General features: G+C 40.7%; 12 protein-coding genes and 2 tRNA genes. 5 read left to right on the forward strand and 9 right to left on the reverse strand.

From position 1 onward, the window contains the following. Positions 1-31: 31 nt before the first annotated feature. The 4 genes from VJ786_RS04670 to VJ786_RS04685 all read right to left on the reverse strand — a co-directional run bounded on the left by VJ786_RS04670 (position 32) and on the right by VJ786_RS04685 (position 5311). Positions 32-913: a Ppx/GppA phosphatase family protein gene (locus VJ786_RS04670; protein ID WP_099365273.1), complete on the reverse strand. Its 882-nt coding sequence runs from the start codon at positions 911-913 to the stop codon at positions 32-34. 75 nt (positions 914-988) lie between these two features. Then, positions 989-2011 carry a Gfo/Idh/MocA family oxidoreductase gene (locus VJ786_RS04675; RefSeq protein WP_134776986.1) on the reverse strand — a complete coding sequence of 341 codons (1023 nt, stop codon included), beginning with the start codon at positions 2009-2011 and terminating at the stop codon, positions 989-991. Positions 2012-2026: 15 nt separating this feature from the next. After that, positions 2027-2656, reverse strand: a complete 630-nt coding sequence (locus VJ786_RS04680; protein ID WP_099365271.1) for a hypothetical protein — start codon at positions 2654-2656, stop codon at positions 2027-2029. A 78-nt stretch (positions 2657-2734) separates the two neighbouring features. Continuing rightward, positions 2735-5311, reverse strand: coding sequence for a phosphoenolpyruvate carboxylase (locus VJ786_RS04685; RefSeq protein WP_134776987.1), 2577 nt, complete (start codon positions 5309-5311; stop codon positions 2735-2737). A 235-nt stretch (positions 5312-5546) separates the two neighbouring features. Here VJ786_RS04685 and VJ786_RS04690 point away from each other — a divergent pair, with 235 nt between their 5' ends. Both VJ786_RS04690 and VJ786_RS04695 read left to right on the forward strand, forming a co-directional pair. Continuing rightward, positions 5547-7736 carry an FUSC family protein gene (locus tag VJ786_RS04690; RefSeq protein WP_099365269.1) on the forward strand — a complete coding sequence of 730 codons (2190 nt, stop codon included), beginning with the start codon at positions 5547-5549 and terminating at the stop codon, positions 7734-7736. Continuing rightward, on the forward strand, positions 7729-8700 hold the full coding sequence (locus tag VJ786_RS04695) for a YpdA family putative bacillithiol disulfide reductase (RefSeq protein ID WP_134776988.1): 972 nt from the start codon (positions 7729-7731) through the stop codon (positions 8698-8700). Before VJ786_RS04690 ends, VJ786_RS04695 begins: the two co-directional genes overlap by 8 nt. Here the strand turns inward: VJ786_RS04695 and VJ786_RS04700 are convergent. Further along, complete coding sequence (locus tag VJ786_RS04700) at positions 8678-9292, reverse strand: TetR/AcrR family transcriptional regulator (RefSeq protein WP_134776989.1); 615 nt, start codon at positions 9290-9292, stop codon at positions 8678-8680. The two genes, VJ786_RS04695 and VJ786_RS04700, sit on opposite strands and share 23 nt — an antisense overlap. 100 nt (positions 9293-9392) lie before the next feature. Here VJ786_RS04700 and murB point away from each other — a divergent pair, with 100 nt between their 5' ends. Beyond that, a complete protein-coding gene (murB, locus tag VJ786_RS04705) occupies positions 9393-10409 on the forward strand; it encodes a UDP-N-acetylmuramate dehydrogenase (RefSeq protein ID WP_099365266.1) in 1017 nt (338 codons plus the stop codon). A 266-nt stretch (positions 10410-10675) separates the two neighbouring features. Beyond that, positions 10676-11191, forward strand: a complete 516-nt coding sequence (locus VJ786_RS04710) for an RNA polymerase sigma factor (protein ID WP_099365265.1) — start codon at positions 10676-10678, stop codon at positions 11189-11191. Positions 11192-11291: 100 nt separating this feature from the next. On the opposite strand, the gene VJ786_RS04715 is transcribed toward VJ786_RS04710, so the two are convergent. The 4 genes from VJ786_RS04715 to mgtE form a co-directional block, all read right to left on the reverse strand. After that, the gene (locus tag VJ786_RS04715) at positions 11292-12212 is read right to left on the reverse strand and encodes a PfkB family carbohydrate kinase (protein WP_134776990.1); all 921 of its coding nucleotides are present in this window, start codon (positions 12210-12212) and stop codon (positions 11292-11294) included. 60 nt (positions 12213-12272) lie between these two features. Then, positions 12273-12346: transfer RNA gene (locus VJ786_RS04720), tRNA-Asn, on the reverse strand. A 366-nt stretch (positions 12347-12712) separates the two neighbouring features. Then, positions 12713-12786 (reverse strand) — tRNA-Asn (locus VJ786_RS04725). Between the two features lie 128 nt (positions 12787-12914). After that, positions 12915-14288: a magnesium transporter gene (mgtE, locus tag VJ786_RS04730; protein ID WP_099367986.1), complete on the reverse strand. Its 1374-nt coding sequence runs from the start codon at positions 14286-14288 to the stop codon at positions 12915-12917. A gap of 1453 nt (positions 14289-15741) precedes the next feature. Here mgtE and VJ786_RS04735 point away from each other — a divergent pair. Continuing rightward, on the forward strand, positions 15742-18579 hold the full coding sequence (locus VJ786_RS04735) for a TolB family protein (protein WP_336557353.1): 2838 nt from the start codon (positions 15742-15744) through the stop codon (positions 18577-18579). Positions 18580-18784: the final 205 nt, after the last annotated feature.

Here is an 18784-nt window from a genome sequence, read left to right on the forward strand (position 1 = left end):
TCTTTATTTTGATATTTGCAACGAATTTTGATTAAGCCTTCTTCAGATTTTTATTGATCAGGGTCTGGATGATTCCATCCGCCAATCCGATCCTAGGCGCCATAATATTCTTCAGATGCCCCACCTTCATGATCGTTAAAAAGATCTCCGAAGCCGGGATAATCACGTCTGCCCTATCCTGTTTCAATTCAAGTACATTGATCCTATCTTTCAAAGAATACGAACTCAGATAAACATACATGGCTTTCAATTTGGCGTAGGAAATAGGCTTATCCGCCTTTTCATTCGCCATCCTCGAAAGTTTATTGATATTACCTCCAGAACCAATCCCGTAGATGTTCTTATAACTCTTGGTGATATTCTTCACCCATAACTTCATGTCGTCCCAGGTTTCCGGTTCATCCTGGTTATCCAGGATACGTATAGTACCTAAATTGAAGGAACGGGATGCCACTAGATCACCATTGGCAAAAAGCGAAATCTCGGTACTACCACCACCCACATCGATATAAAGATAAACCTTGTTCTTATCCATGTTGGTTTGGTTGTGCACATTGTATATGATTTGGGCTTCCACTGAACCATCGATGATCTCAATATCGATACCCACCTTTTTACAGGCCTCAACAACGTCCTTGCCATTATCCGCATCGCGCATCGCAGAAGTCGCACAGGCCATATAATCACTGACCTTGTACACATCCATCAGATTACGGAATGCCGACATGGTTTTCACCATGTTCTCAAATTTTCCTTCAGAAATGTGTTTATTGATGAATGCATCATCACCCAATCGTAATGGCACTCGTAGAAGTGTGTTCTTGTTAAATATGATTTCGTTTTCTCTTTCAATTATATCGGCAATCAGCAAACGAACAGCGTTTGAACCGATATCAATAGCGGCGTATCTCACAGTGTGTATTTGAAAAGTTTAACAATATTAAAAATCTTAGATTAAATTAATATTAATATAATATTAAATAGCCGATTATTTCGTCGGTTCTAAGATTTCTAATTGCCAGATAATCTGTTCTTTGCTCACAAAATAGGGAGCATCCTCGCGTATGGTGGCATAAACCGCATCAAAAACAGCCATATAATCACCTTTTACAGGCGCTATAAGCTGTCTTTCCATCACATCATCCCGAAGGGCAATACTCAGTACACCTTCATTACCTAAGGGCTCTAATCCGAAGCTTGCATGGTCAGGCATCAACCCTTCCAGGAGTTGGGCCTCCTGCACATCCGTTCTATATTTCACATAGCTCCCTTTTGTGCCATGTAGCACGAAGGCGGCTTGGGGGTCGGCGACCAATAGGCTGGTCGTGATGAAAACATTTACGCCAGAGCCATAGTTCAGCATCAGATGGGCATAATCGTCCACCACACTATTTGCCCTATAGGTTCCCTTTAATTTGCTCATGGATTTTGGCTTACCGAACAGCGATATGGCCTGATCCAACAGATGCGATCCCAGATCGTAAAGAATCCCCGAGGCAGCTCTTTTGGTTTCTTTGAACAACTTCACGCCGATCTGCGATTTATAGCGATCGAAACGGAGATGCAGCTCGATAGGCTTTCCTACCAGACCGGATTCCACGATGTTCTTGAGCGTAAGGAAATCGCTATCAAATCGTCTATTATGAAATGGAAGGATGTGTTTTCCCTGTTCTTCCGCCAATTTATATAATTTGGCTGCTTCTTGGGAGGTTGGTGCGAATGGTTTCTCGATCAATACGTGCTTACCGGCCAGGAGTGCCTGCTCCGCATAGGATACATGCGTATCATTTGGCGTATTGATGATGACCAATTCGATCTCCGGATTATCCAATAATTCCTGAACGGAATCATAACTGATGACATCGGGATATTTCTCTTGGGCTGATTTAAGGCTGCGTTCTACGATTGCCCTAAATTCAAAGTTGGGATTGACAGCTATAAATGGCGCATGGAATACCCTTCCGGACATTCCATACGACAATATACCTGTAACGATCTGTTTTTTAACCATTAAACTGTTTTTTGCTTAGTGATGCGCGTGGGCATCTTCTTTACCACCTACAGCAGTAAACAACTGAGCAACAGCTTCTGTTTTTGATTGAGCGAAATCTCTTAATTCTTTGTTGGTATTGCGAGACAATCTTCTCAATTGTTCCTTCACCAAGCCTACTTGATGTTGAACATGGTGTAAATACGCTTCATCCGTATAAGCAGCATGGCTAGGAGCCGTATGCATTACTGGTGCTGGGGCTGTTGCTGCGACTGCGGTAGAATCAGCGGTAGAATCTGTAGCAGTGGTTACGCTATGTGCTGCATGATCAGCTTCTGTGGCATATTTCTCTTGTCCTAAAATAGGGAAATCTACATGGAATTTTGTTGCCAAAGAGTCCATTTGAGGAAGCATCTCTGTAAAGAATTGGGATACTTTGCTCGCTGCATCTTTCGCTTGTGCATTTCCAACCGTACCAACATGTTTCGCATAGTCTACCTCATACGGCGCAATCGCTCCAACGGATCTGAAAAATGCATATGCATCCCCATCTACCAATGTCGTATGCGTGTATTTAAGTTGATTTTCGCTTGCAGTATCAAATACGCAAGAAGATAAAGTTGTACTTGCTAAAACTGCCGCAACAAATAATGTATTTAATTTCATCGCTTTATATTTTTTAAAACACACAAAAATATAAAAATATCCCTATTAATGCCTATTTCTGTTTAATTCATATTCAATCTACGCTAAATTTCTTCCTGCATTCACCACACCATAAATGGTTCTGCCGATTAATTTGCGGTAGATTTCTGCCCTTTCTTCCTTAACCTGCTGCTTATCAAGCAATCGGATAGCGTAATGCTGGATAATCAATAAAGGAAGGATAATCTTCTCCCTTTCCAAAATAGAAGCCCGCTCTACCGGATAATTCTCCATAAGCTCTTTCATTCCTGTTAATTTTAGCAGATAGGTTTTGGTCAGATCGAATTCTTCTTTCAGCATCGTCCAAAATCCACCAAACTGAGGGTCATCCTTCATGTAAGCGGTGATGTGGAAATTCGATTTGGTCATCGACATCATGCAATTATCGATCACGGTATTGAACATACCGGAAGTTTCATACAGGTTCTTGACATAGGACCAGAGGTTATTGTCCTCTGCCCATTGCAGAGCCGTCCCTACCCCGAAAAATCCAGGAATATTTTGTTTCAGTTGACTCCAGGAAGTCACGAAGCTGATCGCCCTAAGATCTTCCAACCGCAATTCCCGATCGGAATTCCGCTTTACCGGCCTACTGGAAATATTGATCGAAGACAAAGCCTTCAATGGACTCAAGGTTTCCAGGTATTGTAGGAACTGTGGATGATGGCGCAAGGTCAAGAACTTCTGATGACTTTCTGCGGCCATCTGATCGATCACATCCTTTTGTTTTGGTGTCAGGGTATCCCCCACCTTTTGTTGCAGATCTGAAACCAGACCAGCCTGTATCAATTGTTCGATATTGTATCTTGCCGAATCCAAAGAACCATATTGGCTACTGATGGTCTGCCCCTGAATGGTTACCTGAATATGGTTATTCTCGATCTCTTTGCCCATCGAAGCATAGAAGCGTTGGGTTTTACCACCGCCACGTGCCGGTGGTCCACCGCGACCATCAAAGAACACCAAATCCACATCGTATTCACGAGAAATGGCGGTCAATTCGATCTTGGCTTTATAGATAGACCAGTTGGCCATCAAATAGCCCCCATCCTTCGTACTGTCCGAAAACCCCAACATGATGGTCTGCTTATTCCCTCTTTTCTTCAGATGGGCAGCATAAGCTGGATTTGAGTAAAGCCTACGCATCACATCCGCGGCATGTTTCAAATCATCAACCGTTTCGAACAAAGGCACAAAATCCATGGTCAGATCCCCTTTCTTCCATCCCTGCCATAAAAACAGCTGCATCAATCCTAAGATATCCGAGGCTTGCTGGCAATTACTGATGATAAACCGCTGAACTGCACGCTCACTACCCGATTTTTGGATATCCTTGATCAAGCGGATAACACGCAGGGTATCCTGAACCAAGGGATCTTCTGCTGTTTCCAGATCCAGGTCCGCTTCAGAAAGCGTAATCTGTTTTTCTTTTTCCTCCTCCGAATCGACAACCTCAGATAAAGGGATTCCGGTTTCGGATGGATAGGTCTCCAACAACCAATTAAAGGTATTTCTCAGAATACTGCTATCCTGACGGATATCCAAGGTGGTGAAATAACAGCCAAAGGTCTGTACCTTACGTTTTAAATCTTCCACGATTTCAACAAAAAGTCCATCGTGGTCTTCGCGAAGAACACGGATGATATTTTCGAGGTTATCCAATATTTTATCGGTTTCATCCACCGGTTTATCAACGGGGTTGAAACTGTTCTCATAGAATAATTCCTGTAGGTTTTCCATGTAGGATTCTACTCCACGGAAGGTGATGCGTCTTTTTACGACCCTAAAATCCCGGTAATAACACCTGAAAAGAATGGTCCTCAACAGGTTAGCCACCTTTTTGGTACTCTCCCAAGTCACATTCGGATTTCCGTCACGATCGCCTCCTGGCCAGAAGCCTAGCTCGATCAAGTGATCTAATTCCTTCGTAGAAAGTTCAAGTTCATCATCAATTCTTGCCTGAATATCAGAAGCAACCTTATAGAATACATTTTCCAGGTACCAAGCTAAACTGATGGCTTCATCCACAGGGGTAGGCTTTTGTTTATTGATGAATGGAGTCTTTCCCAACTGCTGTAACAACAGGTGTATTTTAGGAATATCATTCTTTTTTAGAACCTCGATCAAGTCATTGATGATGGATAGCACCGGTCCAGGATAAAATTGGGTCGGATGCGCCGTCAAAACCAACCGTACCGACATTTCCTTCAACCGCTCCACAATCTGTTTACGCGTTTGCGGATTGGATTGGGCAGCACCAAAAATAGTATCCAATCCTCCCGTTTCATCGCTTTTCCCTACGGCCTTAAATGCCGAATCCTCCACCGCATCAAATAAAACCACCTGTCTTTCGATATACTGGACAATGCGGAACAATAGATCCAATCGATCATCTTCCCGCACATACTGCTCATACTGCCCGAAGAAACTATCGATGATGGTCTCGGGTGTCTGATGTTGTTCTACACCCTGCTCACAATGGGTATTGAAAAAAGGTAATATGGTTCCCGTATGTCGAACACGTTGGAATGGAAGCGTAAGAAACAGACTCTTGAATAAATCGAACCGCGTTAGGACTTCATTCTGAAAAGCTGCTTTTTTCTGACTTAATCTCATAGTTTAAAATAAGTATCTTGTTTATTCCCAAACGATAGGATAATAATTAAAACAAATATATGATTTTTATATATTTTTAAGGTACTAATTGTATTTTTTACACTAACTAAATAATTTTATTATGATTTTATCAATAAAATTGGTTTTAATGCTTTAAAATGCCCATTTTTAAGAAAAATAACCTTTAATCCTTTACCTTAGTAAACAAGCCTTGCGTATCTTTGTGTGACAAGCCATGATAAAAACAAAAGAGATCAGTAACTTTTTCTACAGCCAATACTTTGCAGATGGACTTCGAATCACCATTGGCTGCATCGTTCCGGTCATCATTTGCGCCCTTTTAGGGCAGTTCATGCTAGGCACTTACATCTCTTTAGGCGCTTTATTGGTGGGGCTTTCTGATACACCTGGGGCGCCCAGCCATCGCAGAACAGGGATGATTGCCAGTTTTATCGTCTGCTTGATCACCCAATTCCTGACGGTCTTGGTCAATAGCAATATCTGGCTCATGACAGGCCTCATTGCCATTCTTTGTTTTCTCTATTCCATGTTCGCCGTTTTCAATGCCCGGGCCGCTACCGTGGGTTCCATGGGGGTATTGATCATGCTGATCTACATCGATGATGTCAAGAACATCACCGAGGAGCTGGAATTTCTGCTTTACTTCATCATCGGTGGCCTATGGTATATGCTGATCAGCTTTTCCATGACGCAGGTTCGCCCCTATCGGCTTGCTCAACAGGAATTATCGGAATCCATCCGGCATGTAGGTGATTTTATTCGACTGCGAGCTAACTTTTACGACCCTAAAACCGACTTCGACGAGAATTACCGCAAACTGATCGATAAACAGGTGGAAGTTCATGAGCACCAGGAAAACGTTCGAGATCTTCTTTTCCAAAGCAAGCGATCGATAAAGGATACTACCAAAATTGGTCGATTCCTGACCTTGACTTTTAATGATATTGTAGACCTCTTCGAACTGTCCATGACCACCCATTATGATTATGAACAGATCCGGAAGTCGTATTCCGAAACGGGCATCCTGAAGGAATTCAGGCTTTTATTGATCAAGGTTGCCAATGAACTCGATCATCTGGCCTATCAACTCAACGCCAATAAAGCGCCAAAAGCAAAATACAGCTTTGCCAATGATTTTGATCGGATCTTATATAAAATAGACCAGTTGGATAAAAAGGAACAGGTCAATACCATTCCTTTAAAAAAGATCCTGATCAGTATCCGTAACATTACGGCGTTCATCCAGAATATTTACAATTACAGCATTATCAGGCCTAACAATGTCCATAAACAGGAGATTGAAGAAGCCAATAAATTCATACAGACGGAGCATATTGATTGGAAGAAATTTAAGAGTAACCTTTCCCTGAACTCTTCCATCTTTAGGCATGCCCTACGGATGGGCATTGTCATGTCCCTCACTTACCTGATCCTTAACCTGAACTTCTTCAACATCGGACAGATGGGCAGCTTCTGGGTTCTTTTGACCATCATGGTGATCTTAAAGCCCGGTTTTGGATTGACCAAGGAAAGGAATGTGCAACGATTGATGGGAACCGTGATCGGCGGTATTATCGGTGCTATCATCCTCATGACCATACATTCAGAGATCATACGGTTCATCCTCTTGATCTTTTTCTTCCTGACAGCCTATAGCCTATTCCGGGTAAATTACATTATGGCGGTACTCTTCATGACCCCTTATGTGATGATCATGCTGAGCTTCACCGGTGTCAACACCTTTGTGATGGCCAAAGAACGGATATTTGACACATTTCTAGGCGGGATGATCGCCTTTATTTCGAGTTATATCATCTTTCCCAATTGGGAAAGTTTCCAGATCAAAACGAACATGCGGCAGTTATTGATCGCCAATTACAATTATCTTGCCCAGGCGGTCCGTATCCTTTCGGGGGAGACCATCGGCGTGACCGATTATAAACTCGCTCGAAAACAGGTTTACATCTCCTCTGCCAATATGGGGTCCACCTTCCAACGCATGCTTTCCGAGCCTAAATGGCGGCAGAAAAGCACGAAGGATGTCAACAGATTCGTCATCCTCAACCATATTTTATCTTCTTACGGGGCAACCTTGCTGATCCAATTGACGGAAGCAACGGATACGAATTATACAAAGGAACATTTGACCATTCTCAAAAGAATCCTGAACCATATCCAAAAATCCATTGAAACCCTGCATGTAGAGCAGGAGGAAGAATTTACTCCTGTACGCGATTTTCCGGAGCTGACAGATGACACGCTTGATCCGGAAGAATCTAAATTAATTACCGAGCAATTACAGTTCTTAAATAAAATTTCCTCAGATTTATATAAATCTACGGTGGATGTAATGGAAAAGGAATCCGTCATTCAACTTGAAAAACTGGAAACAAAAAATGGATAATATATATGATGTCCTCATTATTGGGGCAGGACCGATTGGAATTGCCTGTGGTATAGAAGCAAAGAAAAACAAGCTCAAGCATATCATTCTTGAAAAAGGCTGTCTGGTCAATTCCCTGTACAATTATCCCATCAATATGTCCTTTTTCTCTACTTCCGAGAGGTTAGAAATCGGAGATACCCCATTTGTTACCACGAATCCTAAACCAAAGCGTGCCGAAGCACTGGAATATTACCGTCGGGTGGAGCGAAAATTCGACCTGAACTGCAAGCTATTTGAAGAGGTTTTAAGTGTAAGGAAGGTAGACCACGTTTTTCATGTCAATAGTAGCAAAGGGAATTACCAAGCCAAAAATGTGGTTATTGCCACCGGTTTTTATGACATCCCCATTTACCTGAATGTACCGGGAGAAGAACTGGAGAAGGTACGCCATTATTACGATGACCCTCATTATTATGCCAACCAGAAGGTTGTTGTCGTTGGAGCAAGCAATTCTTCCATCGATGCCGCCCTGGAGACCTTCCGTAAAGGAGCAGAGGTAACCTTGGTGGTAAGGGGGCCCGAAATCAGCCCGAGGGTAAAATATTGGGTAAGGCCCGATATCGAAAACCGCATTGCTTTTGGCGAAGTGAAAGCCTATTTCAATTCCAATATAACCGCTATCACCGAAGAAGAAGTCGAGATTGAAACCCCTGAAGGAAAGATCATATTGGAAAACGATTTTGTGTTAGCACTGACAGGATATAGACCCAACTTTAATTTTCTGTTGAAACTAGGCATTGAAGTGCCGGAAATTGCACCCTGCATCCCGGTCCATAATCCGGAAACGATGGAAACCAATGTCAAAGGGATGTACTTGGCAGGGGTGGTTTGTGGAGGATTGAATACCCACCTTTGGTTTATCGAAAACTCAAGAATTCATGCCAGCTTGATCATGAAGGCTATTTGCGAAGGCCATCAATAAATATCTTGGAAAGTTTTCGTTGCAGATCCAGAATGTAATCGAACTCTTCCTTTGTTGGTGGAAAAAACAGGTTCTTGAATTCTTTCAGGATGCCTAACCGCATGCCCAACATGGAAATCAATAAGATCCTGGCGGTCGTCATCATATCATCGATAGGTTTTAGCTCCCCATTCTCCACTCCCATTTCCAGGATGGACCTTACCTGTTCAATCTCGCGTTCAAACATCGCCGGCATGGCACATTCTAGATCAGGCGGCATATCATTGCGTAGGGAATAGGTAAATTCAAACACGTTATAATTCTCTTTGATGATATGCAAACGGGTTTCTAGAAATGCATCGATGGCGTGTTGGACGGTTTTTGCTGACTTGATCTTAGCGGTGCTTATTTCCAATAATTCATCAATCGTAGCTTCCATTACGGCAGCAAACAAACTGTTCTTATCCGGAAAATAATAATATAATAATGCTTTGGAGAAAGACAGGTCCTGCGCGATCTCTGCCATCGTTGTTTTGGCAAGACCATAATGAGCAAACCGCTTCTTTGCAGCCTCTAAAATCTTTGTCCTTTTTGCATCCGCACTCTTCGCCATTAGCAATTTAAATTAGTTATTGATTTAGGCTTTGCCTATATTTACGTCTTAAACTAAAGTTAACTAAATTTTTCGAACTTTTAATAGATTCGGTCAAAAAATGAAAAACGAGATCCAGCAAAACACCTCCTTAAAGCAGTTTAATACGTTTGGGATAGAAGCATTAGCCGAACAATACATCAAGGTGGAAGATGAACTTACCCTGACCAGCCTTTATGAGGCCGGACACTTCAATCAACCTTTCTTTGTATTAGGTGGCGGATCCAATGTGTTGTTCACCAAGAATTATGAAGGACTTATTGTACATATGTGCAATAAAGGAAAGCAACATTTCATTCAGAATGATAAGGTATTCGTTACGGCCGAAGCTGGAGAAGTTTGGAACGATCTGGTCTGGTACTGCATCGAACATGATTTTCCAGGTATGGAAAACATGGCGCTCATTCCGGGAACAGTAGGAGCCTCTCCTATTCAGAACATTGGAGCCTATGGACAGGAGCTCATGCATATCTTTTATTCCTGCCGAGCATTCGATACGCAAACCGGAGAATTCCGGACCTTCAATAATGCAGAATGCGAATTCTCGTACCGCGACAGCATTTTCAAGAAGGAATTTAAAGGCAGATTCATTATCTGTAGTGTAACCTACGAATTAGCTTTGTTCGGAACGATCAATACCAGTTATGGGGCGATTGAGGCCGAATTAAATAATAGAGGGATTACTTCCCCAACCATAAAGGATGTGGCCGAGGTGGTATCCTATATACGCGTCGAAAAACTTCCGGATCCTTCTACTGTAGGAAACGCGGGAAGTTTTTTCAAAAACCCCATCATCCCAACCGCACAATTTGAAGAATTGAGAAAACAATTTCCAACGATCGTACATTATCCTATTAATGAGGACGCCGAGAAGTTGGCAGCAGGCTGGTTAATAGAGGAATGTGGCTGGAAAGGAAAACGTGTTGGTGAAGTGCAAGTGTGGAAAAATCAGGCTTTGGTGATCACGAACTGTGGGCAAGCCACTGGAAATGAGATATTCCAAATATCGTCTACTATTGTGGACGATGTACTGAACAGGTTTGGTGTGAGATTGGAACGTGAAGTCAACCTCTTATAAAAGTTTTCCACATTTTCTGTAATTACATATTTTTTTATTAAAATTCAACAAATCTATCCTGAGCGCCCTCAAACCTCGATTATCGTAAAACAAGCGATTTCCTAAAACGAAATTTCCCTCCCTAAATCCTCAACATTTCCACACTTTCTGGAATTTCTCGCACAACTATTGCAATAACCCTTACAGCTAAACGATACGAACATACTCGTTTAGTTACAGGAATTCCTGTCAAATCGCATCATTTAACTATATAAACTACTAATCGTATGAACAAGCTCGATTTTAACACACTTGTCGTCCAACATTCCGAATCGCTAAGAAGTTACGCAAGAAACTTTACTAGAGATGCTGAGGATGCAAACGATTTAGTGCAAGATACGCTACTAAAAGCCGTAACGTATTTTAAGAACTTTAGAGACGGAACTAATCTACGTGGATGGTTGTACACTATTATGAAGAACACATTCATCAACAATTACCGTCGTGTCGTAAAAACGAACTCTTTTATCACGAAAGAAGAGGAAATCTCTCAAACCAACCTGGTAGTATCTGCGACCAAGAACAAAGGCGAAAACAAATTTGTAATGGAGGACATCAATTACGCCTTATCTAAATTATCAGATGAATATTATATCCCTTTTACCATGTATTTCGAAGGATATAAATACCATGAAATTTCAGATCATCTAAAAATCCCTATTGGTACTGTGAAGACCAGGATCCATGTGGCTAGAAAATCAATGAAGAAATCCTTGGCAGCGTATAACGTTGAAATGGATTAAAGAAATATACAAACCTTGAAGACAAAAAAATCCTCTATATTTTTTATAGAGGATTTTTTTTGGCCGTTTAGGAATGGCCGTTATTTCTTGGTACAGCTAATTATTCGCTGATCTCAAATTTTGATAGCTGAACGAATTGTTGAATACGGTCTGAAATCTCTTGTTTAGTCAGGTTCTGCAAACGTTCCGTACCAAATTTCTCTACACAGAAAGAGGCCAATGCCGAACCAAAGATGATCGCATTTTTCATGTTCGTGAAGTTCACGGATTGTAGTTTTGCCAAATAGCCAATAAAGCCACCGGCAAACGAATCACCTGCACCTGTAGGATCAAACACATCAGCTAATGGAAGAGCTGGTGCTGAAAACACCTGACCTTCTCCAAATAAAAGCGCACCGTGTTCGCCTTTTTTAATGATCAGGTATTTTGGTCCCATCTGCAAAATTTTATCCGCAGCCTTTACCAACGAATATTCTCCAGCCAATTGTCTTGCTTCAGCATCATTGATCGTCAATACATCCACCTTCTGAAGAACTTCTTTAAGACCATCCATGGCCACGTCCATCCAAAAGTTCATCGTATCCAGAACCACCAATTTAGGTTTGTTCTCTAAACGCTCTAAGGTCGCTAGCTGTACAGATGGAGTAAGGTTTCCCAATAATAGGTATTCGCAATCTTGGTAAGAAGAAGGTACTTTAGGATCAAAATCGGCCAATACATTCAATTCCGTGATCAGGGTATCCCTGCTGTTCATATCATTGTGGTACTTTCCGGACCAGAAGAATGATTTTCCTCCTGGAATGATCTCTACCCCTTCTACATCGATCCCTTTGGAGGTCATGATGCTCAAGTTCTCCTCGCCGAAGTCCTCTCCGATTACCGAAACCAATTTCACGTTTGGATAAAGGTAAGAAGCAGCCAATCCTGCGAATGTAGCAGCTCCACCAACAATTTTATCTGTTTTTCCAAATGGCGTTTCTATAGCATCAAAAGCCACGGTACCAACAATAACTAAACTCATGTACAAAATCTTTAAATAAAAAAAATGCCGGCATCGAGGCCGGCTTACTTTGTTTTTCTGCTCCTGAAGCTGGGCTCGAACCAGCGACCCTCTGATTAACAGTCAGATGCTCTAACCAACTGAGCTATTCAGGAATCTTTCTAATGACCCGCTGTCATCTTCAAAGTGGTACAAAAATAGAATTTTAGATTTTAATTCGCAAATTTTTTGTAAAACATTTTTTGATTCTCGCGTCATTGCGAGGAGGTACGACGAAGCAATCTTTAAAGTTTGTAGCAATCTTTACCTGTATTATCCATTTTCTTCGGATGGCATGCAACCTAGAGATTCAAAATATGTTTGAATTTGGGCTATAATCGTGGTCTAAGCAAGCTTAAAGCAGGGTCAAACTAAGGCTACTTCAAGTAAAGCATACATTTTACATACTTTCACTATCCTTTCACTATCCTTTTTCACCGACGCGAAAATAAAAAAAGGCTATCTCGCGATAGCCTTTTTTGCTCCTGAAGCTGGGCTCGAACCAGCGACCCTCTGATTAACAGTCAGATGCTCTAACCAACTGAGCTATTCAGGAATTTCCCGTCCCTTTCGTTTTGGTGATGCAATTATCGGAAGATATACCGACAAGTGCAAATATTTTTATGCGTTTTTTCGCAAGTTATTCAGAACCAATCAGAATAATTTTAAATCCGCTCCAATGAATTAAAAGAGCACATCTTTCAACACCAAGGTAGCAAAGGTAAAATAGATGATCAAACCTGTTACATCGACAATAGTGGATACAAATGGTGCGGATGAACTTGCCGGATCCGCTCCCAGCCTACGCAAAATAAAAGGAAGCATGGAACCGATAACCGAACCCCAAAGCACCACAGCCACCAGCGAAAGACTGATCGCAATAGCAATCAGATACCAGATATCACCATAGGATTGCCTAAAGGCTTCCTCCATCCCGATCCGCATAAATCCAAGCGCACCAAGAATCACCCCTAAAAGCAAACCGGAGAGCAATTCTCTTTTCATGACCATCCACCAGTCCCGAAGGGTCACCTCTCCCATCGCCATCGCCTGGATGATCAGGGTCGAGGCCTGTGAACCGGAGTTACCCCCACTGGACATGATCACCGGCATCAAGAGGATCAATACAGGCACGAATTTGCTTTCGTAATACCCTAACACCACGGCGGTCAACAACTGCCCTAGGAAGAGCACAATAAGCCAGCCTGCGCGTTTCTTTACCAAGTGGAAGATAGATACATCCAAGTAAGGCTCATCAAGGGCTTCAGTACCCCCGATACGTTGCATATCTTCCGTATACTCTTCATTGGCTACCCAAAGGATATCATCGATCGTGATGATCCCTAGCATGATGTCCTTATCATCTACGACAGGCAATGCCACGCGGTTGTTCATCCGGAAGATGGTCACCGCCTCTTCGGCCGGATCGTAGGCATGCAGGGAAATCAACCGATTATCGATCAGATCCGCAACAATGGTATCTTCTTCGGCAACCAGCACATCCTTGATCCGAATATCGTCTATCAACTTTCCTTCCGAATCGATGACATAAAGCACATCGATCGTCTCGGATGCCGATCCATATCGACGGATATGGTCAAGTACCCGCGGCATGGTCCAATGCTCCTTGACCGTGATGTAATCCGGGGTCATCAAACGACCAACCGAATCTTCTGGATACCCCAATAAAGACAAGGCTTCCTTACGCTCCTCCGGAGTCAATAGAATGATCAGGCGTTTCACCACATCACCAGACAACTCACTAAAAAAGGAAGTCCGGTCATCGGGTGGCAATTCGTTAAGAAGTTCTCTGATTTTAAAATTTGGTAATTTCTTGAAAATCCGTTCTTGGGTTGGGAAGTCCAAAATCCGGAATACGTTTACCGCACGTTTGATACTTAAGATCTCGAGGAACAATGGACCGTGCTCTGGGAGCTCATCGATCAGCTCCTCCACATCTGAAATGTTCAGTTCATTCAAATAATCTGCAAGCTCGGCTCTATCACCATGTTCAATAAGTTGTTCGACATGCGAAACAAGCATTGCTAATTCTTCCATACGCCTCCTCTATTTATATGATCCTACATTGGTGCCTAAAAATTCTTTTGTGCAAAAGTCGTTTTTTTAAATTGAAAAACAACATCTTTCACAATAAAAAAACGAAGCCTAAAAATCCGTTAAATCAAAAATAGATAAGACCCATTTTTGAAGGGATATTTGAATCAGATTATAAAAATGAAAAAATATGGCGATTTATCTATTATTTATGTTCTTAAACAAATTTAACTGATAAAGAAATATATCAGTTAAATTTAGCTATATAAATATTCGAAAAAAGCTTCATAAAACAGGGTTGACAGTTAACGAAGAACAATATTACTTCTTTACATTATTTATATTCTTTAAAGTTAATTAATCCTGTTATCAGTTTGTATAGAAAATCATTTCAATACCTTAATATCTGATGGAAAATAGAACAATAAAAAAAGAAACAATAGGCGGAAAATTGCACCACTTATAGCTTGAATAAATGAAGCAAAAATAACCGATCCCACTTAAAATAGAAACCCGAAAAACCATCAAATAAAACCACTTTCAACTCACCTTTATTTGATGTTCATTGGAAAGGCAAATGGATGAGTATACATGAATCAAATGTTATACTTATAGATTATATTTATTCAATACTGCAGCATAATCATATTAATATTACAGAACACCAAATTACCCCCTAATAGTCTTTGAAATATTCAAGCCTTTATCATCCACAAAAAAAACGATCCAAAACCCTCCCAAAAAAATCTTGTGCTAAAGGAGATAAAAATGAAGAAGAAAAAAAAGAAAGCTTTCATTCCAAAACTAATTAAGAAAAGTTCACTCGACAAAATCTAAAATCACCCAGAATAAATAGTCCATCCTAAAAATCACAATGCCAAAAGTGCGGCAAAAAAAACGAAAGAAAATCCCGAACTGACCTCGGAAAACAAGCAATAAGATAAACGTTGAAATTTTAAAGCCAGCACAAACATATGCCATTATGGCATATGTTTTTATAAATGAATAGTCTTATTAGAAAGGCTAAATCCTTAGCATTAGCATAGGAATAATAAGCCCCGCCCATAACCGAAGATTCCCAAACATAGGAGCTCCGAAAACACTAATTCGAAAAATGAATTTCCAATCTATAAAACGTATCCAAAAAAACGAAAGGATATTGAACAATATCTATCAAAGTAATAGACATAAATTTTGAGTTGAACAGCATCCAGCTTCATCTCTTGGAATATTTAATAAATAAACATACATTTACAGCAAGCAATAATTTGTCCGAATGAGTGGAGTCAACCAATTCCAAAACGCACAAAAAAGCATAAAAAACAACCAAAAATTAGTGAATTATGATTAAACACAAAAACAATATAAAATCTTGTATTTCAGTATTTAAAAGTTTTTTAATAAAACACTAACTTAAATTAAATCTTAGATTTAGTACTAATATTTTTAGCATATCATGTTTTTAAGACAAAAATCATTATATAAATATATATTTATCAGTATTTTAACTTGTATTATATTAACCATATATACACAACAAGTAAAAGCTCAACTTTTTGACTCCGACCAAGCCTCTTCTAAGACGAAATGGAGACAGATAAATGAAGCCCGATTCCAATTGATATTCCCTCAAGAATTTGAAAAAGCAGCTCCTCTCCTCGCCTCTCAGATCAACAGCATGTTGGATAATGCCAGTAAAGATCTAGGAATAAATCCAAGGAAAATTTCAATCATAGTTCAAGAGAACCATATCGAACAGAATGGTTTCGCTCAATTGGCTCCACGTAAAGTGGAACTATTCTCCACACCTGGGCCGGCTAGCGACAACACCAATTGGTTACCAAACCTCGTCCAGCACGAACTTAGACATGTAGCACAGTTTGACAAATTGACAGGTAAAATCAAAGGTCCGTTTTTCGAACAATTGGCTTTAGCCTTGTACGGACTTCATCTTCCGGCATGGTACTTTGAGGGGGATGCTGTCTCTATCGAAACCCAATTCTCCAATGGTGGCCGAGGAAGATCCAGCGCCTGGATGGTTCCCCTAAAAGCCAATATGGTAGCCGGCAAAAACTATTCATTCGATAAAAATATCCTTGGGTCTTTCAAAGATATTACCCCCTCTTACTACCTCACCGGTTATCTGATGAATAGCTACCTCAGCAACAATTTTGGATATCCGGTGAAGGAGAAGATCATGGACAACATGAGGAAAAATCTACTGCGCCCCTTCAACTTTAATGTTGCCTTGAAGAAAGAGACAGACATGAACAGTCAAGCGCTATACAAGCAAAGTATGAAGGCGTATAAGGGCACTTGGGAAATGCATATCAAACCCGAACAAGAGGATATTATTTCTCCAAAAAACGACCGATATTTCAGCCATTATTACCTCCCTCAAACCAATGGTTCAGGAGAAATTTTCACCTTGGTGGAATCGCCAGATCAGGTATCCCATCTGGCAAAAATCGAACAGAATAGCAGTAAAAAACTGTTTAAGCTCGGTTATCAGCTCCGTCCATATTTTCACTTAAACGATAACCATATAGTATGGGACGAAATCAGAAGGGATGCCCGATTTGGTAAACAGACCTATAATATTATCCGGATTTATGATATAAAGACGAAAAAAACGAAGGACCTCAGCAAAAACAGCCGTTTTTACAGCCCTGTAATCGATTCAAATTCTGAAAATGTGTATGTGGTCCATGTAGATCAAACAAACGTTTCTAGCCTAGTTAAAATCAATTTAGAGACATTGGATGTTCAAGAGGTTGTGCAAATGCCTGCGGATTTCCAGTTATTACAGCCTGCTCTTCATCCAAAAAACAACAAGATAGTAGCCATTGTCTTGAGTCAAAAAGGCAATAATCTGATCGAAATAGATTTGGAATCCAAGTCTTGGGAACCCCTATTCGCTTGGTCGAACCAAGAGTTTGAGCGCCCGATCTATGCCGGTGAAAGCGTTATTTTCAAGGCACAAAAAGATCAAAAAGATAATATTTTCAGGTTGGATCTTGGTAATGGATCAGTTTCGCAAGTCACCTTTTCGAGCTTGGGAAATTATTCACCAAGCAGCTATGATGGGAATACGCTTTACTATAACAGCTATAAATTTAATGGCCAAAAGGTAGGAAAACTTAGGTTGGATTCTGTAAAATTCCATCCGGTGAAGATTGATGAAAACAATCCGGCGATCATGGATCGGCAGCTTAATGCTATTTATAGTTTGGAAAATCAACCTCAAAATCAAGACTACCAGATCAAAAAATACAATCCTTTAAGCCATCTTTTCAACTTCCATAGCCTTAGTATAAGCGCTAATAATTTTGAAAGTTTTGATAATTATAGGCCTGGTATATTCTGGATCGCCAATGATCTGCTGAATACTTCCCAGGTCAAATTGGGTTATGAATATGATCTGGAAAGAGAAAAAAGCAGCTATTCAGCAGAGGTTACTTATCAGAAATATTATCCAAAATTTACGGTGAGTTATGAAAACAGAGGGCTGATAGGTCAGGCGAAAGTAGGAAATAACGGCACGCAAACCATCAATTTTGATTATAGGGAACATGTGTATATGTTGGATATGCAGATCCCTATGGTCAAATACAGGGGCAATGTGATTTACAGTTATGGGTTGAATTTTGGAACTTCCTATCAGAAAAGGTATGATCTGAGCATGGATAATTTAAGGAATTTCAGGTATGAAATTGCATTTCCATTAAATTATCAGGTTTATTTGAACCGCAATTGGCGCCGCAGCCAAATGGATCTGATCCCAAAATGGGGACAGAATATCAATATAATTTATCGGCATGTGCCTTTTACATCCGGCATGACGGGTAATATCTGGGTGTTAAAGAGTAATTTTTACTTTCCTGGTTTCTTTAGGAACCACGGTTTTCAGGCCAGGTTATCTTATCAGAATGGGTATGGGCAGTTTGCCAATTCGAATGAACTCCCTATGGTGGGTGGCTGGGCTCATTTCAAATCCGAGAAGGTGGATAATACCTTGTTGTTGAATTATCGTTTTCCGATTGCTTATCCGGATTGGTCGATTGGCCCTTTGGGGTATATCAAAAGATTCCATGGGTATCTGTTTACGGATTATCAGAATTTGGAGGATAGTGGGTTTTCACCGGCATCATATGGGGTTGGACTCTCTATGGATTTCAATTTGATGAGGTATAAATTGCCGGATTTTGGGCTGGGTGGGAAATTGAGTTATATAAATCATCCAAGCGCCAGAGGAAAGGTAGTGCCGAGCTTTAGCTTTAGTTATAGTTATTAAGAATTTTGGGAGCCACGCGTCATTGCGAACTCTACGTCAATGCGAAGAGGATGCGTCATCGTAAGTTTGTAGGGAAGTTATAGGAATTAAAGAAACAGAATATAATTTTGTATTTCATTTAGGATACAGCGAGAGAGGGAGTAAGATTTTTAATCGTCATTGGTCCTTGAGAGACCCTTCGCAATGTTAATCCCCCTCTCTTATT

It is taken from the genome of Sphingobacterium tenebrionis, assembly GCF_037126265.1.
GTDB lineage: Bacteria > Bacteroidota > Bacteroidia > Sphingobacteriales > Sphingobacteriaceae > Sphingobacterium > Sphingobacterium tenebrionis.